The organism is Providencia sp. 2024EL-00732, assembly GCF_044006275.1.
In the GTDB taxonomy this organism is placed as follows: domain Bacteria; phylum Pseudomonadota; class Gammaproteobacteria; order Enterobacterales; family Enterobacteriaceae; genus Providencia; species Providencia huashanensis.
This window is the reverse complement of sequence record NZ_JBIPDG010000001.1, coordinates 684,465-709,452: the sequence shown is the minus strand read 5'-3', so window position 1 is coordinate 709,452 and position 24,988 is coordinate 684,465. Positions and strand designations below refer to the sequence as shown.

The window sequence follows — 24,988 nt, the reverse complement described above, 5'->3', positions numbered from 1 at the left end:
ACATTAAGCTTTAGTTAACTCATCATAAAAGATGACCAATACTAAATGACTTATTATTTAAATCATTTACGTTGAGATTCTTTTAACAATAGTGCTTGTTTACGATCTATTCCCCAGCGGTAACCGGAAAGGTCACCATTATTTCTGACCACGCGGTGGCAAGGTATCGCTACAGCTAATATATTTGCAGCACAAGCACTCGCAACTGCCCTAACCGCTTTAGGTTGGCCTATTTTTTCTGCTATCTCACTATAACTTACTGTTTTACCAGCGGGTATATCACGTAATGCATGCCATACCCGTTGCTGAAATGCAGTACCTCTAATATCTAATGGTAGGTCAAAACCAATTTCGGGTGCTTCAATAAACCCCAAAACTTTCGCAATCACTTTTTCAAACTTATCATCACCTCCGATAAGATCAGCTTTAGGGAACTTATCTTGTAAGTCTCTCAATAGCTGCTCAGGGTCGTCTCCCAGTAAGATAGCACAGACACCTATTGGGCTTTGAGCAACCAATACAGTTCCTAATGAACAAGCAGCGAGAGCAAAATAAATTTTGCTGCCACCCCCTCCTGATTTCCAAGCGCTTGGGGTCATTCCTAGCCGCTGTATTGCCGTTTCATAAAAGCGGCTGTTTGATTGGTATCCTGCATCATAGATAGCATCAGTAATTCGTTCTTGTTGCTGAAGTTGACCTTGTAATTTTTCGTGTCGCAGACCGTTTGCATAAGCTTTTGGCGTTAAACCTGTGTGCGCCTTAAATAAGCGATGAAAATGGTAACGGCTAATTCCAACGTATTCTGCAAGTTCAGTCAGTGTCAACGGCCGATTTTGCTGTTCAATGTAACGGCAGGCCTTTTCTATTTTTTCCTTATAAAATTGGTTTAATTGTGCCGTTTCTGTACGTTGACGTTTACCGGGACGATAACCTTGCTTAATGGCTTGTTGCTCATTATCGAAAAACTCAACATTATCTCTATTCGGTAAACGCCCCGCAGCAGAAGGATGGTTATAAATTAATGATGTTTTCACACCATAAACAAAATGACCATCTGCATTTTTATTACGTTCGACTACGGCTTGCCAACGTTGCTCTGGAGATTTCCACATATTAACCATCGCTATGACCCCTATTCCACTTTAGAATTATTGCGTTAATTATCAACATTGGGCTAGCACAGAAACTCCGAACCTTGCTTTTTAATTATTCAATCGCTACTGGCTAACTACACGCCACTTCCGTTACGAGTTTTGTATTAGCATTTCTGCGAGAAATAACCAGAATAACACTGATGCCTAAAACAGCAATTAACGCCCCAATAAAGCTAATCATTGAATAGCTATAACCATGAGATAATATAACTCCCCCAATAGCGGCTCCAATCGCATTACCTAAATTAAAAGCCCCAATGTTAACAGAAGAAGCTAAAGCTTGTGCCCCCGTCGCAGCATTCATAACAAGCATTTGGATTGGTGGTACAATACCAAAACTAAAAATACTCCAAAATAATAAACCAGCACCAGCCCCGATTGAATTTACCGCGATAAATGGAAATATAGCCATACTGGACGCTAACATAATAAAAAATACAATTAAGGTACCAAACAATGATTTATCAGCAAACAGCCCTCCAATATAATTACCAATGGTAAAGCCAATACCAATAATTACTAACATTATGGTGATCATTTGATCTGAAGCTTGGATAAATTCCATTAACATTGGGGTTATATAGGTATAAAGTGTAAACATCGCACTGGCACCTAATACTGTTGAAAGCATCCCTAGCAATACCTGAGGTCGTCGCAGAATAGCTAATTCGCTTTTCACATTCACTTTTTTACCCGTCAAATGGCTAGGTAATGCCAAAACCAAGCTAATAATCGTCAATATACCTAAAGCAGAAATCAAATAAAATGCCTGACGCCAGCCTATCATTTGAGTTAATTTAGTCATTAATGGTACACCACCAATATTCGCTATTGTTAGCCCCATAAACATCGCTGCTATTGCACTGGCTTGTTTACCCGTTGGTACTACACTAGCGGCCACCATTGCGCCTAACCCAAAAAATGCGCCATGATTTAAGCTGGTAATAAAACGAGAAAGTGACAGTGTCACCAAATCAGGTGACATGGCAGATAATAGATTCCCTATAGTGAATATTGACATTAAAAATATTAAAGCCATTTTCGGTCGTCTATTTGCTAAAAGTAATGTCATGATTGGCGCACCAATCATCACCCCTAATGCATATATCACTACAATAGAACCTACTGATGGTATGTCTACCTGAATATTTTGCGCGATATAAGGTAACATTCCCATCGGTGAAAACTCTGTTGCTCCAATAGCAAACGCACCTATCGCCAAAGCCAATAATGCTGTGTTTATTCTCATTCAAAACCCTTATTAAAATACATTATGAGTGCTGATTAATAACCCGAATTCTTTCATATTGAAACACAATGAAAAAGGCGTTAAGGTGAAAATGACTTTTGCCGGAAATGCAATAATGAAAATAACATTTGAAGAACTGCAAACCTTTATTAGTGTTGTCGATTGTGGCTCAATTACCGCTGCTGCTGAGCAGTTAAACGTCACTGTCTCAACTGCAAGTCGTCTATTACTTAGGCTTGAAGAAAAAGTGGACACCACCTTAATATATCGCACAACACGCTCAATAAAACTCAGTGATGAAGGTGCTGCATTTTTGCGAAAAGCGCGAGAAATTGTTAACCTCACTCAAGAAGCGGAAGAAATGCTATCTGCCCGCCAATCTATTCCCTCTGGCGTATTACGCATTGATGCATCAACCCCGTTTCTCACTCATGTTATTGCACCATTAGTCCCTTTGTTTTATCAGCATTACCCACAAGTTGAACTTGAAATCCATAATTATGAAGGGATAACAAATTTATTAGAAAAACGGATTGATGTTGCCTTCCGTATTGGTACGCTTAAAGACTCTTCCCTTAACGCCACCTTACTTGGGTATAGCCAAAAACGGTTAGTCGCAAGCCCATCTTATTTAAAGCAATATGGCGTACCACAAAATATTGATGAACTAAATAAACACTGCATATTAGGCTTTACACAGCCTGATACCTTGAATGTATGGCCGATAAAAACCAACGATGAAAAATTGTTGAAAGTTACGCCTAATATTGCAGCTGCAAGTGGCGAGGTCCTATTTCACCTCGCTGTTCAAGGGGCCGGTATTTTATGTTCAGCAGATTTTGTTACGGCGGATGCGCTTGAAAGTGGGCAATTATTACAAATTTTGGAAAGTAAAACTGTGGTGACTCGGCAACCCATTAATGCCGTGTATTATCGCAACCAAACCGTTTCCCCTCGATTACGCTGTTTTATTGAGTTTATAAAAAAATATTCAACTAAAATTGAATCCTGAATCCTCTATTCAGCAACCTTGTCTTTTTTATGTAATGCGTTTTTAAACCTTGTTAACGTCATACCCGTATGGCGTTTAAAATAACGGCATAAATAGGACGTATCCTCGAAGTTTAATTCACTCGCTATTTGCTTAATAGATAATTCACCAACCTCTAATAATGCTTTAATTTCTAGAGTAACTTGTCTATCAATCAATGCTTTAGGTGGGTCATTAAAAAAGGCTTGGCTGATTTTCGATAAATAAAAAGGGGTAATTGCTAATTCATTCGCATAAAACTTCACCTCTTTATGTTGTTTGCAATGAGTCGTAATTAAATCCCAAAAGCGCCAACACAACTGTTCTTGTCGGCTTCTTTCCATCGGTTTATTTAGTTTATTTTGAGCCCCATTGCTAATCTCTAAAAATAGATTTTGTAGGTGATTTTTTAATTGCAATTGCCAATATTCGCCACGGCTTGATACGATTTCAAATAAAATATGCCGCCAGCTTTCAAGTACTGTTTTTTTCCCAGCTGGGATAGTAATAATCGGATATTCATTAAAAAATGAAAACAATTGGTTTGGCAATGAATAAGCGATTTCAGTTGCAAATTTTTTCTCAATCAATAGATACTCAATCTGAAAATTGCGTGATTTAGCCTTTAACATCGCAAAAGTATCATCATATAACACCATGATATCACTTTTGCCAACAGTGTAATGTTTGAAGTTAATATTAAATACCGCTGCCCCTTGCCTGCATATACATACAGTGACATAAGATGGCCTTATTGGGGTCAATTGCATTTCATCCATATTCGTATTACCCAAACAAATCACATCCAATAATTCAATTTGATGTTTTTTTATACGAAGCATCTTTTCCTCTTTCACCTTCGATTTGTTTAAATCATAGCAAATGAGTTGTCATTTGTACCCAAATTGGAGATGTATTGCCCTTTTTTGTTTTTCATAAATACCTAAAATAGCCTCCAATATCAAATAGGCATGATAAGGAGCTTTAGGATGATACTTAATACCAACAGGTTAGTTTTGCGCCCTTGGCAAGAAACAGATGCAAGTGATTTATATTTTTATGCAAAAGATAAACGAATTGGCCCAATAGCTGGTTGGCCCCCTCATCAAAATGAAGAAGAAAGTCGAATAATTATAAAAAATATTTTTATGCGTGAAGAGATCTATGCTGTTACGCTAAAAAATGACAATCGAGCTATCGGTTTAATTGGCCTATCCTTTAACCACGAAAGTAATTTCCCGATTGGTGATAATGATGCAGAAGTGAGTTATTGGATTGGTGTACCATTTTGGGGAAAAGGTTTGATCCCAGAAGCAATGTCTGAAATCATGCGCCATGCCTTTGTTGACTTGAAATTAGATAATTTATGGTGCGGGTATTTTCAAGGCAATCAACAATCTAAAATAGCCCAAGAGAAATGTGGGTTCAAATATCATTCAACCCTCGCCCCACAGTATATTGAGCTCATTGCAGAAACTAAAACAGAAGATATTAGCCGAATTACAGCCCAAGAATGGCTATCATTACAATAATTGTTTATTACTCACCAAGCAGCCATAAATTCAATATGGCTGCTTTTCATTGGTTACTGTTCCCCACGTTTTTCAAACTGCATAAAATTATTCTACCCTGTTGTTATTAATGCTATGATTTTTCGATAATTATAAAGTTATAACATTTTTATTTTATAAAGGATCACAGGTAAACACATGCAGGACTATGGTATTTGGACAATTATAACTCCCATTGTGACCATTATTCTGGCTATATTAACTCGCCAGGTAATGCTTTCATTAATGTTGGGGATTTTAGTCGGTTTTACAGTTATTCATGACCACAATCTACTTTTAGGTGTTCAAGGCACTGTCGATGGGATTATTCATACTTTTTCATCCGCAGGTAATACTCGCACCATTGTCTTTATGGTAATGATAGGCGGTATCATGCGCTTGGTAGTTGTCACTGGTGGTGTTCGTGCCCTAGTTCAATTACTCACCAATAAAACTAAATTAATTAAAAACCGTACAGCCACACAACTGTTAGCGATAATCATCACATCTCTTATCTTTATAGAAAGTTCAATAAACCAACTCGTCGCCGGAGCATCGACTAAAAATTTAGCAAGGCAGTATGGTGTTGCTCCCGAAAAAATGTCCTACATCATTCAAACAGCCTGTGTTTCGGTGTGTTCATCAGCCATAATTAATGGCTGGGGTGCAGTCATTATGGGGTTAATCGGTGTGCAAATATCTCAAGGCCTAATTAGTGGCGAACCTTTTGATATTTTAATTACCTCTATTGGTTATAACTTGATGGCATGGTTATCCATTATCACAATCTTGTTCTATGTATTTACTAATATTTCATGGGGCCCCATGAAAAAAGCAGAAGATAAATATCAACAAGATTTTGCCTCAGGGAATATCTCTCAGCACCAAGGGCAAAATGACGAAGATGAAATTATTGATCACCCAAACGCACATTCTTCATTAAACTTTTTTATCCCCATTTTATCTACTGTGCTTATGGTACCTATTGCGCTTTATATCACAGGAGATGGAGACTTTAGTAAAGGAAGTGGTTCAACATCTGTATATTGGGGAGTTATGTTTGGAACAGCAGTGTCTTTCTGCTGGTTTATTGGCCGTCGCTTACTAACTATTGATGATTTCTTTAAAGAGCTCTTTATCGGCTATGCCAATATGCTGAAAATTAGTTCTATTATGATCTTAGCGTTCTTAATGGGGAATGTTTCCGCTGAATTAAATACTGGCGCCTATATTGCCGAAGTCACTCATGGCGTTATGGCGCCAGGTTTCTCTATTGGTTTTATCTTTATTATCAGTGCCATCATGTCGTTAGCGACAGGAACATCTTGGGGAACATTTGCCATTATGATCCCCATTGGAGTTCAATTAGGTTTATCCGTAGGAATGCCTGTTGAGTATATGATTGGCGCTGCAATTTCAGGCTCTATTTTTGGTGATATGACATCACCAATTTCTGCCGATGCAATTGTTGCTTCGATGGCAACAGACTGTGAACATATTGAGCATATCCGCACACAAATGCCATATGCATTAGTCACTGCCAGCATTGTGCTCGCCATTTACCTTTACCTTGGTTTCTCTTATTAATTTATTGGGAGTTTAAATGTCTCTTCAACAACAATTAAGCCAATATGCAAAAATAGATTTACTCAACGCACCAACTCCGCTTAACCGGCTTAACAATTTATCGCGTAAATTTCATCGTGAAATTTATATTAAGCGAGATGATATGACCCCCTTAGCGATGGGAGGTAATAAATTACGTAAGCTTGAATATTTGATGGCAGATGCCCTTGCAAAAAAGGCTAAAGTCATCGTAACTGCAGGGGCGATACAATCGAATCATGTTAGGCAAACCGCGGCTGTTGCTGCAATGTACGGTCTTGAGTGTGTCGCATTATTAGAGAACCCAATTCAAAGTGATAACCCTAATTTTCTGCATAATGGGAATAAATTACTAACTGATCTATTTGGCGCCCGTTGCGTCATGTGTGATGAATTAACTGACCCACAGTCACAGATGGAAATGTTAATTGAAACATTAGCGCTTAAAGACACCTATATTGTTCCGGTAGGCGGTTCAAATGCATTAGGTGCATTAGGGTATATTCAATGTGCTATTGAAATCGCGCAACAAAAGCCAAAACATATTGAATTCGATAAAATTATCGTCGCTTCCGGTAGTGCGGGAACCCACGCTGGCCTCGCTATCGGGATACAAGAATTATTATCTCAAAGCCAGGTTATCGGTGTCACCGTTTCAAGAAAACAACAAGACCAATCCCCTAAAATAGAGAAGCTACAAAATGAGCTAGCGCAAATGTTTGCGCTTACTCAAACACCAGAAATCCAATTATGGGATGATTTTTTTGCGCCTATGTATGGAATGCCAAATTGCCAAGGGTTAGAGGCAATTAGACTGTTAGCTCAACAAGAAGGTATTTTGTTAGACCCCGTTTATACGGGTAAGGCAATGGCTGGGTTAATTCATTACTTAGAAACGTCAACCGAAAATACCCCCGTATTATTTATACATACTGGCGGTGCTCAAGCCTTATTTGCTTATTCAGATATTAGCCAAAAAATTAAATAACCTACTTTGTGCAAAAGGGCTTATCTGCCCTTTTATCTTGCTTGCATAATCCTTTATATCCAAAAATGCTCTTCCCCCTCACCTCTGTAGCTATCTCACTGCATATTGCTATAAACTGATGATATACAGGAGATAATATTTATGACTCAAGTTTCTATTACACTGAGAAAAGCCACTGAACAAGATGCATCAATACTTAGTGATATAGGTATCAACAGCTATTGCCACCATTTTGCTGCTTTATGGAATAATCAAGATGAGCTATTAGATTATTTAGACCAAGAATATAGCCCAGTTAAAATTATTAATGATATCAACCAACAAAATATTGAATGGTACCTAATAGAACATAGTTCTCCAATCGGGTTAGTTAAGTTAACTCACCAATCTTCCATACCTGAATCCTCAATAACAGGAACACTACTCAACAAACTCTATTTCTCACCCGACGTCACAGGTAAAGGTTATGGAATGATCGTTTTCAGATTAATTGAAAATATTGCCAAACAATCTGGCAGCACAGCATTATGGTTAGATGTTTTGGCTAGCAACGCGAGAGCCATCAAACTTTATCAGTCAAATGGATTACACATCCTGAAGGAAGTGTTATTCAAAAGTAAAACTCAGCAAACACTTGAATATATTATGAGTAAAACACTTTAATTTATTTAATCAGGAATATTTATGAAAAATACTATCCTCATCACCGGTGCTACGGGTCAAGTCGGTAGTTATTTGACCCAGTCATTACATGAAAAAGGATACCAAGATGTCGTTTTAGCTATTAGGGTTCCAAACAAAATAACTAACACCAGCTATCGTACCGTTGTCATGGATTACGATAAGCCTGAAACCATTGAAAATGCTTTGCAGGGTATTGATTCTGTTTTCATGATGACTGGCTATACCATTGATATGCTTGTACAAAGTAAAATTTTTATTGATATGGCAAAAAAATCAGGGGTTAAATATATCGTTCATTTAGGTGCTTGTGGCGATGATAATGCGCAAGTTGCTCATTGGGCTTGGCATCAGTTAATCGAGCGTTATATTGAATGGTCTGGAATGCAATATACTCATCTTCGCCCTGAATCTTATATGCAAAATCTATTAGGATACCAAGGGGATAATAACTTACAAAAAGGGATATTACGTTCTTATTTTGGCCATGCTGTATTAAGTTGGGTTGATTGCGCAGATGTTGCCGAATTAGCTGCACATTGTTTACTTGCTCCTGAAAAACATACTGGTCATATTTATCGTCTTGGTTACGAAAATAAAAATTACACTCAGATTGCTGAACTCATTACAGAACAATTAGGTATAACTTTTCAGTATCAAGCAGAAAACCCAGATGAATTTTGGCAACATGCCCTAAATAACAATCTAGAGCTTGCCTATATGAAAAGTATCTATGACCATTATGTAGATTTTACAAATGGTAAGTTAGATCGCACAGGTATTGTTTTTGATAATTTTCAAACCATCACTGGTAAGCCCCCAACCTCATTAAAGCAGTTTATTTTAAAACACCAAAGATACTTTATATGAGCCTCACCCAGCTCACTATGTAATAGTGGGCTAACATTTATTAGTGAACATTTTACCTATAACGATGCCCTTCCTCCAGCTAACAGAGACAGCAAAAATCACAAAAATTTCTTTTGCAAGTGGCCTATGGTATTCGCTACAACCAAAAGAGGCTTTTGATTAAAATAGTAAGCAACTCTAACTCATAATTAATAACTCTATTTTATTAGCCTATAACTAATAACATACAAAGATTGCTCTGTTGGGTAAATTTCTCTAATCAGTTTTTTCAATGTATCTAATGTCATCGCTTCTTGCTGAGCATGGTATTCAGAAATATCATCGTAAGAGATAGGCTGTACCGAAAGAATTTCAATATCCGTATAGTATTTATTTGTTTCTAATGCATATACTTTAACAAAACTACCTGGCACATAATGGCTTTCGCTTTTATCACGAATAGTGATAACTTTTTCTCCTGATACGACTAATGGCAGTAAACGTTCAAAAAACGTGATGGTCTCTGGTGCTGCACTCTTCATATTATTCTCCTTATATTGTCAGTGAAATACCTTATCATAAAAACCAATTTTTAAATCCATCAGTAAATGCAATGGTTCCAATCGTGCTGTCAGAGGCTCAAGCACTATAGCGATTGAATTGTATTATATACAATGTAACCCAAAAGCAACTAGCCGTAATAAATCACAGGGTCTACAATGAATAACAAAGAAGGTTTATTTTACCAACAAGAAAATCATTTTTGGTCAGCAATTTGCTTAGAAACCGCTCATATTGACGACCATGTCATCGCTTATTTTTCTGAGCTTCCTCTGCCTGTTTTTAATTTTATTTATTTACATAAAGACGCAACTATTACAGGCTTTGAAAATGCACGACATTTATTTAAGCAACGCTCTATACCTTATGTACTAGTCGTTCATGAACAAGCACTTCATCAAGTCAAATCTGAAATTGCCAAATTAAGTTTAATTGCTGATGGTGAATCAACGGCCATGTTTCTTCCTCAAGCATCATTATCTCAATATTCTATAGCACTACCGCTTGCCGCAGATTACCGAATTGAAACCTGTAATGAACAATTAACTAATTGGGCACAACCTTTAATTACAGCTTTCCCAATTGAAGCTGAAGGAGAGGAAAACGATTCAACCGTCATTAACGAATACATTCGTTATCACCAAAGAGCTATGGATAAAAATACAAATATGATGCATTTCGTCTTATTTGATAAGCAACAACCCGTTTCTACTCTAACCTTAACTATAAATGAAAAAACTGCTCGCCTTGATGATATTGGAACTGATGTTCAATACCAAGGCAAAGGGCTAGCGACTCAATTAATTAAACATGCTCTTTTCTTCTGTCATCAGCAAGGTATAGAGCAATGTGTACTCGAAGCATCATCAGATGGGCTATCTATTTATAAGAAATTAGGTTTCGAACCTATATTCAATTACTACAGTTTTATTGCTGAGTAATCTAATAGTTACACTTTAAAAATTAAGGTGTAACTATTCATCATAGGAAAAGATTAGTTATTGATTGTTTGGTACCAACTCTGAATATCCCTAATAATTTCCTTGGTATGTAATTGCCCTTTATAATCTTGGAAAAAATGGTCTAACCCTTGATATTGCTTAAAGCTCACATTGGTATTATGGTTTTTTTGTATCATTTTTTCCGTAGCATAAGCATCAACGTTGGTGTCGGCCATAGTTTGGATAACTAAGTGCGGCGTTTTTATCGATTGAATTAATTTTAAATTATCAATGGTTAACATTTCATACCACCACATGGCTCCATGACCACTCACGAACTGGTCTTTTCTTAATTGCTTTTGTTTGACGGCTTCTGCAAACTGTTTAAAACCCTCAATAGAATTATCGACTTCGTCGGCAGGGGTATTATTCTTAATACTGTATAAAACGTCATTAATAAAAAATTGCCCTCCAACGTTAATAGCGACGGAGGCAGTTATAAAATCTACTTTAGACGCAATCAAATTAGTGACTGTTGCCCCCTCGCTCCCTCCTAATAAAATAATATTCCGGTAATCATTTTTTAGCTGCTGTAACACCGCAATATAATTATCCGCCCTTTCTAAAGGGGAATCTTGGGACATATATTCAACGGGGCAATTTTCTTCCGAAACTGGGTTTCCATCAATACCAACTTGCCGAGTCAAGCCTGTTTTTTCAACTAATAAAATATCATTCTTAGGGAATGCGATAGCAAAATTTTTTACCATATTAGGGTTGTTTGTCACGCTTATGCAATCAGACCCTTGCAATAATACTAACAAATCATTTGAGTTTAGTGCTTGTTGCTTAATAACGTAATAATCAACTTTTTTTCCTTCATGGAGTAAAGTTTGCTTTTGCCAGTTATCTCCCTGTGCAAATGCATTTAAGCTGTAAATAGAAAACAAGAAAGCAACAATTTTTAGCTTCATAATATGCCCAAATAAATTTTAGTCAGGTGATTATATTAAACCATCCTGTAAATTAGGTGCTAAAAATGCCTTAATAAAGATATGAATTTAGAAAAATGATAAATAACAATAAAAGTCTAGCCACCGATTAAGCAAGCTATCTTCTATCCAGAGTTCCCAAACTAGTTTTTCCCGCCTAATTATTGTTCATACTGACCTAACTAGTCTTATTGACTCATAATACCTGAGAATATTATTCAGTGATGACACTAACCACAAAAAAATTTATTTTTGCGTTAAATTCGCACTAGAACCTTATGATATTGTTTTATTAGTCCCTATGATTAAACCTACTGATGTACACTTAAAGGCAAGTACTTTGATGGCAAAAGAGCCATTATTGTCTTTGATTGCTCTATTCTCCACGAGCAGATTCTCGCTATTTTAAATAATGGTTAATTTTATTTATCTTATTGTAAAGTAATTAAAAATGCACTCTACCCAACAATTAAACGTTAATATTCACGCTGCGCCAGCCAAAAAAGAACAAGTTTCTACACGAATTATCTTTTTTATTGCAGGTTTTGTAACCGCTGCGTGGGCCGCTATAGTGCCTTATATTAAGATTAACACGGCAGCAAATGATGCCACCCTTGGTATGTTACTGCTCTGCTTTGGGGGTGGTGCTCTCGTTGCCATGCCAATGACTGGCGCTCTGGCTGCAAAATATGGTTGTCGGCGATTAATGGTTTTTTCAACAATTGCGTTTTGTTTACTCTTCCCTATTTTATCTTTCATATCGCAAATTAATTTGTTAGTAATCGGCTTATTACTGTTTGGTATTTTTATCGGTTTAACAGATTGTGCCATGAATATACAAGCCGTGATCGTCGAAAAATCATCCGATAAACCCATCATGTCAGGATTTCATGGGTTTTATAGTATTGGTGGTATTGCGGGGGCCGGTACGATGAGCCTAATATTACTCCTCGGCGCTTCAGCGGTGCTTGCATCAGTTATTATCTCTGTAATTGCATTCATTTTACTCATGGTTTGCTATAACGGTCTGCTCCCTTATGCCAATGCGCCGTCAGGGCCACTGATTGCGGTCCCTAAAGGGATTGTGCTCATCATCGGGATTGTTTGCTTTGCCGTTTTTCTTTCTGAAGGTGCAGTATTAGACTGGGGAGCCGTGTTTCTTATTGAGCATCACGGTTTAAAAGAAACCTTAGGGGGACTTGGTTTTGCAGCCTTCGCAACCATGATGACTATTGGCCGGTTATTCGGCGACAAGATTGTTATGCGAGTAGGTTCTGCACGTGTGGTTTTTTTAGGGGCTTTGATTGCTTGCTCTGGTTTTGTTATTGCCGTTTTATCACCGTCTTTAACATTGGCGATCATCGGCTTTGCTTTAGTCGGTGCTGGTTCATCCAATATTGTTCCTGTCATGTTTTCCGCTGCTGGGAAACAAAAAACTATGCCTGAATCACTAGCTGTCCCGGCAATTTCAACCTTAGGTTATTTAGGTATTCTTGCAGGCCCTGCCGCAATCGGTTTTGTTGCCTTTCATCTATCATTAGCCACCTCATTACTGATGATCTCTGCATTACTTATTATTATCGCTTTCGTGACACGTTTTATTCGCGTGTAATCGATTTAACATCATAAGGTGATTGACCAAAGTCAGTCACCTTATGATGCATTCTTAATCCAGTTCTACTGTCCCGCTAATACAGTTAACAACATCACCGGCAACCCAGATCCCTTCATCATCAGCGGTTACATAAATTAACCCATTGCGCCCAATGCACTGACCTTGACCAGCAGTATATTGTTGCGGTAATTTCCCCTGAGGGATTAACCACTGTGCAGCCACCGCATTAAAACTTCCCGTCACAGGGTCTTCTTCGGCTATGGAACAACAAAATGCCCTAACCTCTAATTGTTTATCATGACCTTCAGGGCAAATGGCACATAATCCAATGTCATATCCCTTTAATTGGGAATAGTCAGGTTCAATGTGCAATAGTTTTTCAACAGATTTAAGTTCAATACCAAGCCAACCAGGACCATTATCGAGCCACTTGCAGCCAACGACATCATCATCTGTAAGCCCAAGTGCTTTAAAAATTTTATTTTTTTCTTGTTGTTCTATTTCACCACCACGAATTAGTGGTGGCGCCATAAATGCCAGCTTACCATTTATTCGTTTTATTGTTACTAAGCCCACTCCGCACTCTTGGACTATGGTGTCTAGTGGTCGACCATAAGTTTGCTGCCATACAAAACAACTGCCTAAAGTTGGGTGCCCAGCAAAAGGGAGTTCACCTTCCGTGGTATAAATCCTCACACGGTAATCCGCTTTAGGTGTTGTTGGTTTTAATAAAAAGACGGTTTCACTTAAGTTAGTCCATTTTGCAAATTTATTCATTTGCTCTTCTGTTAAATCGTCAGCCCCTACAACAACAGCCAATGCATTGCCATCCATTTTTTTAGATGAAAAAACCGTTACTTGCTCAAAAATGTACTTCATTTACTTTCCCTATTTTACTTCTATGCTGCATCAATGTTCGAATAATAATGCGCCATTAATGAATTAATCGGATATAATTAAAATAATAGCTTATTAATTGTTGCCTTAACTTTATAGTAGTTTTCATTATATGGCGACTGTCTGGGTAATTTATGCATTCTGAACATAAAAAAACTATTGTTATCGTTGGTGCTGGCATTGTCGGAGTGACACTCGCATGGTATTTATCAAAAGAGAGTGATAGCAAGATTATTTTGCTAGATAAAGGCCATGTTGCTCAAGGGGTAACACAGCACTCTTTCGCATGGTTAAATGTTTCATATGGGCGACCAGATGGTTATAGCCAGCTTCGTCAGCAAGCTTTAGCGAGTTGGCATCAGTTGGAAAAATTAACCCATGGTGAAATAAAAATTAATTGGTCTGGTGCTATCAGTTGGCACAAGACTGATAAAGAAACCCAAGAATTCATCAATAGCCACCAATCTCAAGGTTTTAACATCCAAGCGTTAAACCGTATTGAGTTGCAAGCGATGGAACCTAACTTAAAAATCTCACCTGCTATTACTGCTTTTTGCCCTGATGAAGGTAGCATTGACCCTGTCAATACCACACAAACCTTGTTAAAACTTGCTATTAAACAAGGTGTAACATACTTACCTGAGCACGAAGTATTATCCTTAAATGTTAGTGATAAACGTATTTTAGGAGTCAAGACTAGCGAGGGTAATTTCATCGCAGATCAAACCGTCGTCACTGCGGGAGTTGGAGCAACTGGTATCATTAATTCATTAGGAATAACGCTGCCAGTTTCAGCATCTCCTTCAATTATTGTCCATTTTACGAAACAAGATACCGTCAAAATGGTTCAACATATCATTTCAACACCCGCAATGGAGCTTCGCCCAGAGACTTCTGGTAAAATTGTTTGCGCTGAAGATTATATTGATGAGCAGCCTATACATAGTGCAGTCAATATCGCACAAAATGCCCTTACAACAATCAAGAATTCATTTATAGGTAGTAATACACTAACTCTTGATAAAACTTTCATAGGAATGAGACCTATGCCTAAAGATCAGATGCCAATTGTTGGAAATGTTGCTGATTTTGAAGGTTTATATATTATCAGTATGCACGCAGCAATTACATTAGCGCCTTTGATATGCCAGTTAGCTCAAAGTGAAATATTACATGGTGTAAAACACGCTGCTTTAGGCCCATATCGATTAACTCGTTTTGCATCAGGTAACTGACAAATGAATATTCCGCTTTATTACTTAAGACACTACCAATCGATCGAAAAAACGTTTTGGACTTCAATTTGTGAACATAGTATTCAAATAGCACAGCATACCATTTGCTACTTGACGCCCTTAAACTCCCCTGCGTTTAATTTCATTTATCTGCAACCTGACTCCACCAGCCATGCATTTATGCAGGCACATAACTTATTTATATCACAAAGAAAAAACCACACATTAGTTATCCCTGAAGAAATGTTGCCACAAATTGTGCAACAGGCTGAATCATTAAACTACAAACGTGACAGCGTCACAACCGCTATGGCGTTGACCCTTGCAAAACAGAATGAGGTCACTCTGCCCAATAACCAAGTTGATATCGTACTGGCTAATCATGACTTATCGCTCTGGGCCGCTCCTCTCGTGGCTGCATTTTATTTATCTGAAGAACACGATGAAGTCATTAAAGAGTATGTTCGTTACCATGAAGATGCATTACAGCAAGGTGCGCCACAATTTCACCTCGTATTGCTCGTCAATGGTGAGCCAGCGACTTCAATGACAGTGACCATAGAAGGTACCCTTGCTCGTTTCGATGATATCGGTACTGAGCCGAAGCACCAAGGCCATGGGTATGCTTCACAACTTATTGATTACGCCTTAGCATTTTGCCGCCAGCAAGGTGTCGAACATTGCTTCCTTGATGCCTCAGAAGCAGGGTTTGACCTGTATAAAAAATTCGGTTTTGAGCCCTTGTTCCGCTATATTAACTATGTCTGGTGTAAATAGTTCACGTCATTGGCGTTATTTGCACGACCTCCCTGAGCTGGAACCATTGCTTGTACAGTGGTTCCTTCAAGAGTGGCCCTCCCATTATGGTCCTCTAGGTAAAGGTGATGTTTGGCAAGATATTGCTTCCTATCGCCATCGTGAAGGGGTCGGTATGGGGATCATCGCCTTTGAACATGATATACCTTGTGGTTTTATTGCATTGAAAAGTGATACTTTTTTTTCTGATAACACCGCATTTCCATGGGTTGGTGCTGCCTTTGTTATCCCCAGAAAACGAAATCAGGGTATCGGGAAGTTTTTGTTTGAACAACTTGAATGGGTTATTGATAAACAGCAATACCCTCATATTTTTTGTGCAACCACAGTGGCTGATAACTTACTTATTCGCTGTGGATGGCAATTAAATTTATCATTAAGTCAGCCTTCTCTACGTATTTACCACAAATATATCTGACATTTACATTGCATGAAAATTAATATCATTGGTACCAGTGGCAGCGGTAAAACGACTCTTTGCCAACAACTTGCATCGCTATTAAACGTGCCTTCAATCGAATTGGATAGCCTATATTGGCTGGAAAATTGGCAAGGTTCTTCGGATGAAGCGCTTAACCAGAAACTAAGCGCAGCCTTGAATGAATCCGTATCAGGCTGGGTGCTCGATGGAAACTATACACGGACTCAACCCATTAAATGGAAAGAGGTTGATATGGTGGTTTGGCTGGATTACTCATTACCTCGAACCCTTTATCAGTCTATTATACGCACGTTATCACGTATTCGTTCAGGGCAAGAACTGTGGGAAAATACAGGTAATAAAGAAAGCTGGAAGAACGCCTTTTTCAGCCGTGATTCGATTATTTTATGGCAGCTAAAAACATACTACCCAAATAAAAGAAGAAACCTAAAACATATGGCTAATATCAATTTGCGCCATATTCAGTTTGTTCGGCTGACTTCGCCAAAGGAGACCCGCCTATTTTTTGAACATATAAAGTCGCAAATTTAGGAGAGATTAATAGGTTAACGCTGGTAGTCTGGGATCACCTCAGTAGCCATAAAGACTACCGAGGTAGTATAAATCAACGATTAAATTTCATCACATGCTGTTTTCAGCATCGCCGTTTGTTGGAACTTTTCAATGCCTAACTCAATCAAACGACTAATTAATTGCTGATATGTCATACCGCCTTGTTGCCATAGCTTAGGATACATACTGATATTCGTAAAGCCTGGCAATGTATTGATTTCATTAATAACTACATCATTATTTTCTGTTAAGAAAACATCAACACGCGACATACCGCTACAATTTAATGCCCTGTATGCCGATAACGCAATCTCACGAATTTTATCACTAACGGCTTCATCTAGCTGAGCTGGAGCAACCACAGAAGCACCATTTTCATCAATATACTTAGTGTGATACGCATAGAAACTATCATGTAAAACAATCTCACCGCATGGGCTTGCTAGTGGGTTTTCATTGCCTAACACTGCACATTCAATTTCGCGGCCTTTTACTGCGCTTTCAATTAACACTTTAGTATCGAATAAAAATGCAAAATCGAGGGCTTGGTTAAATTCAGCTAGATTACTGACTTTGTTAATACCCACTGAAGAGCCTTGATTAGCGGGTTTAATAAACAGAGGTAGGCTTAACTGAGCCACTATTTCATCATAGTTAACTGTGGTGCGCTCACTGTTTAAAACGGTAACAAAGGGTGCAATTTTTAAACCCGCATCTCTTAGTAACCTTTTCGTTACGTCTTTATCCATACAAGCCGAAGAACCTAATACTCCAGGCCCAACAAAGGGTAAATTAGCCATACGTAAAAGGCCTTGTAAGGACCCATCCTCACCTAAATTACCATGGACAATTGGAAATATAACATCGATTTGAGGGAGCGGCTTTGCGTCTTCTAAAGAAATAAATTGTTCGGAAGTCTTGCCTGGAACAATCGCAATACTACGCTTTGGTGTATTTAATGTAATACGAGATGGGTCATCACCATGCAATAAGAAATCGGCTTCGTTATATTCATGCCATTGCCCTTCTTTATTAATACCTAAAAGGCATACATCAAACCTATTGCGATCTAGCCCATTGATAATATTTTTAGCGGACTGTAAAGAAACTTCATGCTCCGTTGACTTACCACCGAAAATAACACCTACCCGTATTTTGCTCATTATCTGCTCCAACATAAGACATAAAACCCAGCAGAGAAATATAGCACGCACGGAAATAGTTATGTCATAAAATCTTTATATGACAGGGGGGTTCGGTGAATTAATAACCAAAATATCCTTTTTTGATAGTTAACTATATTAATTTATGATTGTTTTAATACTTGTATTCACTTGATCGATTAACCACTGGGTAAAAATATCTGCTGCACTCTTAGGCTTGATGGGTTTTACCGACAATAAATAATACGCTGAGCCATCTTGCATAAACCCATCTGGAGCACAAAGTTGCTTCGATTTAACTTCATCAGCGACCATCAAAAATGATGCCAATGCGACACCTTGCCCTGCTAATGCGGCTTGAATACATAGATAAAAATGTTCATAAGTGATTACCTTATTCCCTTGAAAAGATACCCCTTTCATTTTCTGCCAAGTTTGCCATGCATTTGGCCGCGACGCTGTTGATAACAATGTCGCGTCGCCAATTCCCCCTGCAAAATCTATTTCGGGCCTAATAACCACCCCCATATGTTCAGAGCACACTTTTACCGCACTAATGTGCATATCCCATGTGAAATCATTTCGTCTAAGCGCTAAATCAACATTGTTTTTAGTAAAATCAATAGGCCCTCCAGCGGCAACCAAGTGCACCGTAATATCTGGATAATGTTGATAGAAATCAGTCAACCGAGGAATTAACCACTTCATCGCAATCGTCGGCTCACAAGATAAACTTACCACATTAGAGGTGTTATTTGCGGTGATTTTTTCGACACTTTCTCGCAATTGCTCAAATATAGAAGTGGTTGTTTGTAGTAATAATGCCCCTTCAGCAGTTAAAAAAACAGCCCGGTTTCTGCGCTCAAATAGCTCGACATTAAGATGTTCTTCCAATAAACGAATTTGCCGGCTAATTGCGCTGTGAGTGACATTTAACTCTTCGGCAGCTTTAACAAAGCTGCCTGCTTTAGCTGCTGCGTCAAAAAAACGTAATGAAGTTAAAGGTGGTAGTTTCATATAGGTAATAAAAACTGACAGATTTATGTCAGGATAAATCGCTTTTTAGTTTTAATCAATCTATTGATAATAAAAAATAATAAGCCAGCTGAGAAAGATAAAACAAAGACTTTTCAGTAAGTTTTTATTACTCATTTAGGGAATTAATATGAATGAAATTATTGCTGTTGCCACTATTACTATTTTGGCCGTTATTAGTCCAGGCCCCGATTTTGCTATGGTGACGCGCAGTAGCTATACCTATGGGGTTAAGACAGGGTTAATTTGTGCGTTAGGTATTGCTATCGGTGTACAAGTACATGTTTTTTACACTATTTTCGGCATTACAGTGATCATTATGAGTTCACCCACTTTATTTTTAGTGGTGAAACTTCTTGGTGTTTTTTATTTGGTTTATATAGGTTTTAAGTCATTTATAAATAAAACAAAGATAACAACAGGTGCTTCCCAAGGTCAGTCGCTATCACATTTTGTCGCGTTTAAAACGGGCTTTTTAACTAATGCGTTAAACCCCAAAACAATGTTTTTTGTTGTTTCTGTCTATAGCCAAGTCATCCAAGTGAATAACTCTGTTTGGTTAAACCTAGGCTACGGGTTATTTATCTCTTTTGCCCATTTAGTCTGGTTTAGTTTAATCGCCCTATTTTTTGCAACCCCAACTGTACGTAATAAAGTACTTAACTACCAACTTGTGATGGATAAGGTTATTGGTCTTTTACTTATCGTGTTAGGGTTATCTTTGTTGTTTTTCAACGTGAGCTAATTTTGCGTTGGCTTGCCAGTCACTGTTGATAATATTCATTGACCATTTTCGCCAACTCAATCACATCCTCAGGAATATTGAGTTTGGCGAGTTGCTCATATGCAACCCATTTGAATGGCGTAATGGGAGGCTGTGCTGGCGACAATAATTCGCACAAATACACCATATCAATATGCCAATGATCCCCTTGCGTTTTATCAGCAATAAATTCTTTTAAAATCGCGAGAGGTAAAGGCAATACTTGTGTCGGAGGAACACCCTTTACCTTTGATTTAAAAGGATAACTACAATCAATAACCTTGCATTCCAACCCCGTTTCTTCAAGAACCTCTCGAAAAACAGCATGCTGTGGTTCTTCATTCGCTTCAATATGGCCACCGGGGGGTAACCAAAACCCTAATTTACGATGTTCATGTAATAAAAACTCACCTTTATCATTACGGATCATCGCAGTAGCTGTATAGTGCTTCACTTCATTATTCATTTTGTAACCATTCTTTTATTAGATTAACAACGCGCTACCTTCCAGTCATATGGCATTAACTGTGCTAATGTCACTTGCACATCATCACTCACACCCACAATCGTTTCTTTATTTTTATCCGACAGTTGAGTAAGAAGCTCACGGCATCGTCCACAAGGAGGTACGATACAACCTGATGAGTCAACAGCAACAATAGCTTTAATTACTGACTTACCTTCCTTTAACATATCAGCGACAGCAGCGTGCTCAGCGCAAAAACCCAATGAGCATGCTGAATCAATGCTCACACCACTATAAATTTCACCATCTTCTGTTTCTAATGCAGCTGCTACATGCCCGCTTTCTATATACCCATTAAAGGTTGCGGGCTTTGCATAATTTTTAGCAATTTCTATTAGATGTTTTAGCATAAATAACCCCAGATTTATCTTTTAATTCAACACTATTAAAAACTAATCGAATAAAAACCATCAAGTTTTTCGTGCGTTATTGTAAGCCTAGTCACAACAATATCACTTGCTGTTGTAGGTTAATGATTATTACAACATAGGACGTTATTATCTGTGCTGTTGCGAAAAAATAACCTATAACAGATTTTCGCACTATTGGAGCGACCCAGACTTAATATTTACCCTACATTTGTTACTTCACCAATTAGATGATGGACACGCTATATCGTTGCGAAACCCTAGGTACATACTGGGAATTGCCACATAAAAACGTATAACCATAAAAAAAATAAAGTGATAAGTTATATTTATAGGCAAATATTCAGTCTACTAGACGTCCTTTCACCATTACTTATATTATCTGCTCAATAGGGATGCTATGCACTTTATCGTCGTTACACCTCAGGACACACAACTTATTGAACAAATTAGCAGTGCCTTACATCATGAATGGCGGCATTTACCCCCATGGGAAAATATTTCTGCCATTCGTATGCGGCTAATAGAACGCTGTAGTCATGACAACCCGCAAATACTATCTTGTTATGCGGATAAAAATGGCAATCTCCTTGCTACTGCAAGTACTATTTTGCATGAATTAACGGGTGTCCACCAAGCTACTTGGTGGCTAGGCGAAGTGCTCACAGTCCCTGAAGCCCGTGGACATAAAATGGGCAGTAAACTTATTGAAGAATTATATAACTACTATCACAACCTGATAGGCCAAAGCCTTTACTTATACACTCCGGATATGCAGCAACTCTATCGTCGAATGGGCTGGAAAGATGTCGAGGAACGGATAGTGAACCATGAGCAGGTTACAGTGATGAAACGTTAGTCTCCATAAAAATAGCCGATATACCATCGGCTATTAGTAGGTAGTAGGATAATTTATCCCTATGCGGTTAAAGCCAGTTTCACACCAAACATTAGAAACACGGCACCAATACAGCTATTGGAAAATTTGGATAATTTTTTATTGTGTTTCACCATATTAGTCACTGCAACTGCACCAAAAATTAGTAATGATAAATAAATCATACTGCAAGTTTCTAAAATGAGGCCCAGAATGAAGAATGGCACTCCAGCGCTTGGGTAAGCAGGGTCTATAAATTGAATAAAGAACGACACATAAAAAATGATCATTTTGGGGTTAAGTAAACTTAAAAAGACGGCTTTTTTAAATGTCCCTTTAGTGGCAAGGACAATAGAATCAACATCACCCGCCGTGTCTTTTTTATGTAGAACGCTATAGAGTGTTTTAATCCCTAAATAAAATAAATAAGCTGCCCCTGCATATTTTATGACGCTAAAGAATATAGGGGAGGTTTTCACCAATGAAGCGACACCCAAAAATGATAAAAATATGAGTACAGCATCACCAGTAAAAACACCTAACGCTGCTTTATAACCATTTTTTACGCCATATTTTGCACTGCTCGTTAAAACAAATAAAGAATTAGGGCCGGGTACCAGAGTAATAAATATTACACCAATAAGATAAGTCCATAAGTTTGTAATACCGAGATTTTCAAGCATAGTAAACCTGCTAACTCTATAAAAGTTATAACAAAAAATTCACATTCTTTCTTAATGGTTACTATGATACAGATCTTCTATTTTATATGAAAGATATCACTAATTAATAATTTCAATATGGATTTATTATCTGCATATAAACAAAAAACCAGCTTAACCAATGGTTCAATGGCATGCACAACAGAACATAAAACCAGAGCGGTCACCCTATTCAGTGGCGTGCTGAAAATAATTTACCAGCGTGTTTTTATGCTTACATTTCATAATTAATTGGAGTTTTAAACTTTTTATGGCCATCTATTAGCAGTAGTGATTAAGTTTGTATTTCAAGATATAACATAACAGCCTGTATTACATAAAAGTAGCTATGGCACTAACATCTATTTATTAAACACCCTATATAAATTAGTATTCCAAATGCCATCTTTCTGCTTATTAGTTGTTATTAAAATAATGCTATCAATAAGTCGCTTAATAAAAATAGCTCATAAACGACTCACTTTTGGGAACGCTATGGAAAGTACCCATTACTTTCATTTACAAGGCCTTGGTGGACTTGAAATGATCAATGGCACGTAATCAGGTGGATATAAAAGAGCAATCTTGTTTTATCCCATTGAGTTATAAGTCTTTAATATAAATTATATTGCTATAATTATTTTTACTCATAATAGGTATATATCTACATGTATTCTCAACAACATCACTCATGGCAAAAAGCAATGATGAACGGCGCTGTTCACACTGCCCCTCTCAACCTTGCCGTTATTCCATGGGGAGTCCTCGCTGGCTCTATGGCTGTCGAAACAGGGCTTGATTTTTGGCAAAGTCTTGCCATGTCAGCCATGGTATTTGCTGGTGCAGCTCAATTAGTTACACTTGGGTTACTTAATTCTGGTGCTGGTTATATCACGATTATTATCTCGGTTTTCTTTATTACTTCTCAACACTTACTATATGGGTTGACACTGCGACCCCAAGTTAAAGACTTTACAACGCCTCAGCGCCTTAGTATCGGCTTCTTACTGACTGATGAGTTATTTGCGATTAGTGCAGCAAAACGCCAGAGTTTAAGTTTTCCTTATCTCTTTGGTGCAGGTTTTAGTTTTTATCTGGTTTGGTTAATTACCAGTCTTTGCGGGATTGCGATGGCCAATATTGTGGGCGATTTGAGTCGATTACATCTTGATTTTTCTGTGGTTGCAACTTTGCTCGCAATCGTCGTTCCATTAACAAGAAAAATAAGTACACTTTGCGGAGTTATCTTTTCACTCGTTGTCGCTATCATACTTTCAATGTACTCCTTCAGTAGTGCTATTGTTATCGCAGGCGTTGGTGGGATGTTTGTCTCTGTCGCAGTTTCACGTTTATTGAAGGAGGAAAAATGATCTGGTTGTTAATTATTAGCTTAACCGCTATTGTTTTTACTCTGCGCTATATTTTTCTAATCCCCCAATTACCAATACGGTTACCCCTTGTCGTTCGTCAAGCTTTGAGCTATTCGGCTCCCTGCTTATTGACCGCTATTTGCGCACCTGTAATTTTGCTAGAAAATCATGAGATTCGCAGCTTCCCAGACAACCCTTACCTTTGGGGTGCTCTCTTTTGTGTGGTCGTAGCTTCAGTGCTTAAAAATATGCTATTAACCGTTGGGCTTACCTTAGTCTTTTTCTATTCCCTTATTTATTTTATGGGCTAGATAACGCTACATGGGGTAAAGCATCGTTCAGTGCTTTGCTTTATCCTGTTATTCCCTCATAATAGCCACCTCGTCATCGCAAGTTTCTTTTCAAACAATATCTTGTCAGCGTTGTCACGGTAACCATTAATGCAAACAATATGATTGCGTTAATTAATTTTATAAATAATGGATAAAATACAACCATGCTTAATAATTATGTTTTACGTAGTATTCGCTATATGTTGGACTTGAGCGATGCTCAGATGGTTAATATCGTAAAACTAGCAGACCTCACAATTTCAAAAGAAGACATGGTGAGTTGGTTAAAGAAAGATACAGACCCTGAATACATTGAATGTAATGATAATGTAATGGGGCATTTTTTGAATGGGCTGATTTATTATCGCCGTGGTAAAGATGAAAGTCGTCCTGCACCTGAAATCGATACTCGTTTAAACAATAATATTATTCTCAAAAAATTACGTGTCGCTTTTGAACTAAAAGACACTGATATGATTGAAATTTACCAACTCGCTGACTTTCGTGTTTCAAAACCCGAACTAAATGCCATTTTTCGTAAACCTGGGCATAAAAACTACCGTGAATGCGGAGACCAGCTACTTCGTTACTTTCTAAAAGGCCTCACAACGCGTTTTCGAGGCGATAAATAGTCTTCACCAATGGCTATTTTTTAATCTTTTATTTTACACCTTACTGACAATTGTCTATAATAAA

At 37.8% G+C, this 24,988-nt stretch carries 28 protein-coding genes; 17 read left to right on the top strand and 11 right to left on the bottom strand.

Annotated features, from left to right (window positions below; all coding sequences use genetic code 11):
- Positions 1-62 precede the first annotated feature (62 nt).
- Both ada and ACHB7C_RS03285 read right to left on the bottom strand, forming a co-directional pair.
- Positions 63-1,121 (bottom strand): bifunctional DNA-binding transcriptional regulator/O6-methylguanine-DNA methyltransferase Ada, encoded by a 1,059-nt coding sequence (ada, locus tag ACHB7C_RS03290; protein ID WP_048607206.1) that lies wholly within the window; start codon positions 1,119-1,121, stop codon positions 63-65.
- Positions 1,122-1,224: 103 nt separating this feature from the next.
- Positions 1,225-2,403, bottom strand: coding sequence for an MFS transporter (locus ACHB7C_RS03285; RefSeq protein WP_042843779.1), 1,179 nt, complete (start codon positions 2,401-2,403; stop codon positions 1,225-1,227).
- Positions 2,404-2,518: 115 nt separating this feature from the next.
- Between ACHB7C_RS03285 and ACHB7C_RS03280 the strand changes: the two genes are divergently transcribed.
- The gene (locus ACHB7C_RS03280; RefSeq protein WP_071548845.1) at positions 2,519-3,415 is read left to right on the top strand and encodes a LysR family transcriptional regulator; all 897 of its coding nucleotides are present in this window, start codon (positions 2,519-2,521) and stop codon (positions 3,413-3,415) included.
- Positions 3,416-3,420: 5 nt separating this feature from the next.
- Here ACHB7C_RS03280 and ACHB7C_RS03275 read toward each other — a convergent pair whose 3' ends face one another.
- A complete protein-coding gene (locus ACHB7C_RS03275; RefSeq protein ID WP_166684932.1) occupies positions 3,421-4,275 on the bottom strand; it encodes an AraC family transcriptional regulator in 855 nt (284 codons plus the stop codon).
- A 147-nt stretch (positions 4,276-4,422) separates the two neighbouring features.
- Here ACHB7C_RS03275 and ACHB7C_RS03270 point away from each other — a divergent pair, with 147 nt between their 5' ends.
- The 5 genes from ACHB7C_RS03270 to ACHB7C_RS03250 all read left to right on the top strand — a co-directional run bounded on the left by ACHB7C_RS03270 (position 4,423) and on the right by ACHB7C_RS03250 (position 9,127).
- Entirely contained in the window at positions 4,423-4,965 is a 543-nt protein-coding gene (locus ACHB7C_RS03270) for a GNAT family N-acetyltransferase (protein WP_042843782.1), read from the top strand.
- A gap of 177 nt (positions 4,966-5,142) precedes the next feature.
- On the top strand, positions 5,143-6,570 hold the full coding sequence (locus tag ACHB7C_RS03265) for a Na+/H+ antiporter NhaC family protein (protein WP_048607201.1): 1,428 nt from the start codon (positions 5,143-5,145) through the stop codon (positions 6,568-6,570).
- Positions 6,571-6,586: 16 nt separating this feature from the next.
- Entirely contained in the window at positions 6,587-7,576 is a 990-nt protein-coding gene (locus ACHB7C_RS03260; protein WP_395346382.1) for a D-cysteine desulfhydrase, read from the top strand.
- Positions 7,577-7,717: 141 nt separating this feature from the next.
- Positions 7,718-8,239, top strand: coding sequence for a GNAT family N-acetyltransferase (locus ACHB7C_RS03255; protein WP_042843786.1), 522 nt, complete (start codon positions 7,718-7,720; stop codon positions 8,237-8,239).
- A 21-nt stretch (positions 8,240-8,260) separates the two neighbouring features.
- A complete protein-coding gene (locus ACHB7C_RS03250) occupies positions 8,261-9,127 on the top strand; it encodes an SDR family oxidoreductase (RefSeq protein ID WP_166684929.1) in 867 nt (288 codons plus the stop codon).
- 197 nt (positions 9,128-9,324) lie between these two features.
- On the opposite strand, the gene yqfB is transcribed toward ACHB7C_RS03250, so the two are convergent.
- Positions 9,325-9,648, bottom strand: a complete 324-nt coding sequence (gene yqfB / locus ACHB7C_RS03245) for a N(4)-acetylcytidine aminohydrolase (protein ID WP_042843790.1) — start codon at positions 9,646-9,648, stop codon at positions 9,325-9,327.
- A gap of 177 nt (positions 9,649-9,825) precedes the next feature.
- Between yqfB and ACHB7C_RS03240 the strand changes: the two genes are divergently transcribed.
- On the top strand, positions 9,826-10,608 hold the full coding sequence (locus ACHB7C_RS03240; protein WP_395346380.1) for a GNAT family N-acetyltransferase: 783 nt from the start codon (positions 9,826-9,828) through the stop codon (positions 10,606-10,608).
- Between the two features lie 53 nt (positions 10,609-10,661).
- On the opposite strand, the gene ACHB7C_RS03235 is transcribed toward ACHB7C_RS03240, so the two are convergent.
- Positions 10,662-11,582 carry a S9 family peptidase gene (locus tag ACHB7C_RS03235; protein ID WP_166684928.1) on the bottom strand — a complete coding sequence of 307 codons (921 nt, stop codon included), beginning with the start codon at positions 11,580-11,582 and terminating at the stop codon, positions 10,662-10,664.
- Between the two features lie 469 nt (positions 11,583-12,051).
- Here ACHB7C_RS03235 and ACHB7C_RS03230 point away from each other — a divergent pair, with 469 nt between their 5' ends.
- Positions 12,052-13,212, top strand: coding sequence for an MFS transporter (locus tag ACHB7C_RS03230; protein WP_198861410.1), 1,161 nt, complete (start codon positions 12,052-12,054; stop codon positions 13,210-13,212).
- A gap of 54 nt (positions 13,213-13,266) precedes the next feature.
- Here ACHB7C_RS03230 and ACHB7C_RS03225 read toward each other — a convergent pair whose 3' ends face one another.
- Positions 13,267-14,094 carry a PhzF family phenazine biosynthesis protein gene (locus tag ACHB7C_RS03225; RefSeq protein ID WP_042843793.1) on the bottom strand — a complete coding sequence of 276 codons (828 nt, stop codon included), beginning with the start codon at positions 14,092-14,094 and terminating at the stop codon, positions 13,267-13,269.
- A 152-nt stretch (positions 14,095-14,246) separates the two neighbouring features.
- Between ACHB7C_RS03225 and ACHB7C_RS03220 the strand changes: the two genes are divergently transcribed.
- From ACHB7C_RS03220 to ACHB7C_RS03205, 4 genes are read left to right on the top strand one after another with little or no spacing between them, the layout of a single operon-like run.
- On the top strand, positions 14,247-15,347 hold the full coding sequence (locus ACHB7C_RS03220; protein ID WP_042843794.1) for an FAD-binding oxidoreductase: 1,101 nt from the start codon (positions 14,247-14,249) through the stop codon (positions 15,345-15,347).
- 3 nt (positions 15,348-15,350) lie between these two features.
- Positions 15,351-16,124: a GNAT family N-acetyltransferase gene (locus tag ACHB7C_RS03215; protein WP_042843795.1), complete on the top strand. Its 774-nt coding sequence runs from the start codon at positions 15,351-15,353 to the stop codon at positions 16,122-16,124.
- A complete protein-coding gene (locus ACHB7C_RS03210; protein ID WP_048607191.1) occupies positions 16,108-16,581 on the top strand; it encodes a GNAT family N-acetyltransferase in 474 nt (157 codons plus the stop codon). The genes ACHB7C_RS03215 and ACHB7C_RS03210 overlap by 17 nt, the downstream gene beginning before the upstream one ends.
- A 12-nt stretch (positions 16,582-16,593) precedes the next feature.
- Complete coding sequence (locus ACHB7C_RS03205; RefSeq protein ID WP_042843796.1) at positions 16,594-17,136, top strand: AAA family ATPase; 543 nt, start codon at positions 16,594-16,596, stop codon at positions 17,134-17,136.
- 80 nt (positions 17,137-17,216) lie between these two features.
- On the opposite strand, the gene ddlA is transcribed toward ACHB7C_RS03205, so the two are convergent.
- Entirely contained in the window at positions 17,217-18,320 is a 1,104-nt protein-coding gene (gene ddlA / locus ACHB7C_RS03200; RefSeq protein WP_042843797.1) for a D-alanine--D-alanine ligase, read from the bottom strand.
- 138 nt (positions 18,321-18,458) lie between these two features.
- The gene (locus ACHB7C_RS03195) at positions 18,459-19,337 is read right to left on the bottom strand and encodes a LysR substrate-binding domain-containing protein (RefSeq protein WP_198861409.1); all 879 of its coding nucleotides are present in this window, start codon (positions 19,335-19,337) and stop codon (positions 18,459-18,461) included.
- Between the two features lie 148 nt (positions 19,338-19,485).
- Between ACHB7C_RS03195 and ACHB7C_RS03190 the strand changes: the two genes are divergently transcribed.
- Positions 19,486-20,100: a LysE family translocator gene (locus ACHB7C_RS03190; protein WP_071548077.1), complete on the top strand. Its 615-nt coding sequence runs from the start codon at positions 19,486-19,488 to the stop codon at positions 20,098-20,100.
- Between the two features lie 19 nt (positions 20,101-20,119).
- Here the strand turns inward: ACHB7C_RS03190 and ACHB7C_RS03185 are convergent, their stop codons facing one another.
- Positions 20,120-20,584, bottom strand: coding sequence for an NUDIX hydrolase (locus tag ACHB7C_RS03185; protein WP_166684926.1), 465 nt, complete (start codon positions 20,582-20,584; stop codon positions 20,120-20,122).
- A 23-nt stretch (positions 20,585-20,607) separates the two neighbouring features.
- Complete coding sequence (locus ACHB7C_RS03180; RefSeq protein ID WP_048607185.1) at positions 20,608-20,994, bottom strand: cytidine deaminase; 387 nt, start codon at positions 20,992-20,994, stop codon at positions 20,608-20,610.
- Positions 20,995-21,412: 418 nt separating this feature from the next.
- Between ACHB7C_RS03180 and ACHB7C_RS03175 the strand changes: the two genes are divergently transcribed.
- A complete protein-coding gene (locus ACHB7C_RS03175; protein ID WP_042843802.1) occupies positions 21,413-21,871 on the top strand; it encodes a GNAT family N-acetyltransferase in 459 nt (152 codons plus the stop codon).
- Between the two features lie 59 nt (positions 21,872-21,930).
- Here ACHB7C_RS03175 and leuE read toward each other — a convergent pair whose 3' ends face one another.
- The gene (gene leuE, locus ACHB7C_RS03170) at positions 21,931-22,572 is read right to left on the bottom strand and encodes a leucine efflux protein LeuE (RefSeq protein WP_048607183.1); all 642 of its coding nucleotides are present in this window, start codon (positions 22,570-22,572) and stop codon (positions 21,931-21,933) included.
- A 686-nt stretch (positions 22,573-23,258) separates the two neighbouring features.
- On the opposite strand from leuE, the gene ACHB7C_RS03165 reads away from it, so the two are divergent.
- The 3 genes from ACHB7C_RS03165 (at position 23,259) to ACHB7C_RS03155 (ending at position 24,924) form a co-directional block, all read left to right on the top strand.
- Positions 23,259-23,960, top strand: coding sequence for an AzlC family ABC transporter permease (locus ACHB7C_RS03165; RefSeq protein WP_048607181.1), 702 nt, complete (start codon positions 23,259-23,261; stop codon positions 23,958-23,960).
- The gene (locus tag ACHB7C_RS03160) at positions 23,957-24,271 is read left to right on the top strand and encodes an AzlD domain-containing protein (protein ID WP_042843806.1); all 315 of its coding nucleotides are present in this window, start codon (positions 23,957-23,959) and stop codon (positions 24,269-24,271) included. Before ACHB7C_RS03165 ends, ACHB7C_RS03160 begins: the two co-directional genes overlap by 4 nt.
- A 185-nt stretch (positions 24,272-24,456) precedes the next feature.
- Positions 24,457-24,924, top strand: coding sequence for a DUF1456 family protein (locus ACHB7C_RS03155; RefSeq protein WP_042843807.1), 468 nt, complete (start codon positions 24,457-24,459; stop codon positions 24,922-24,924).
- Positions 24,925-24,988 lie beyond the last annotated feature (64 nt).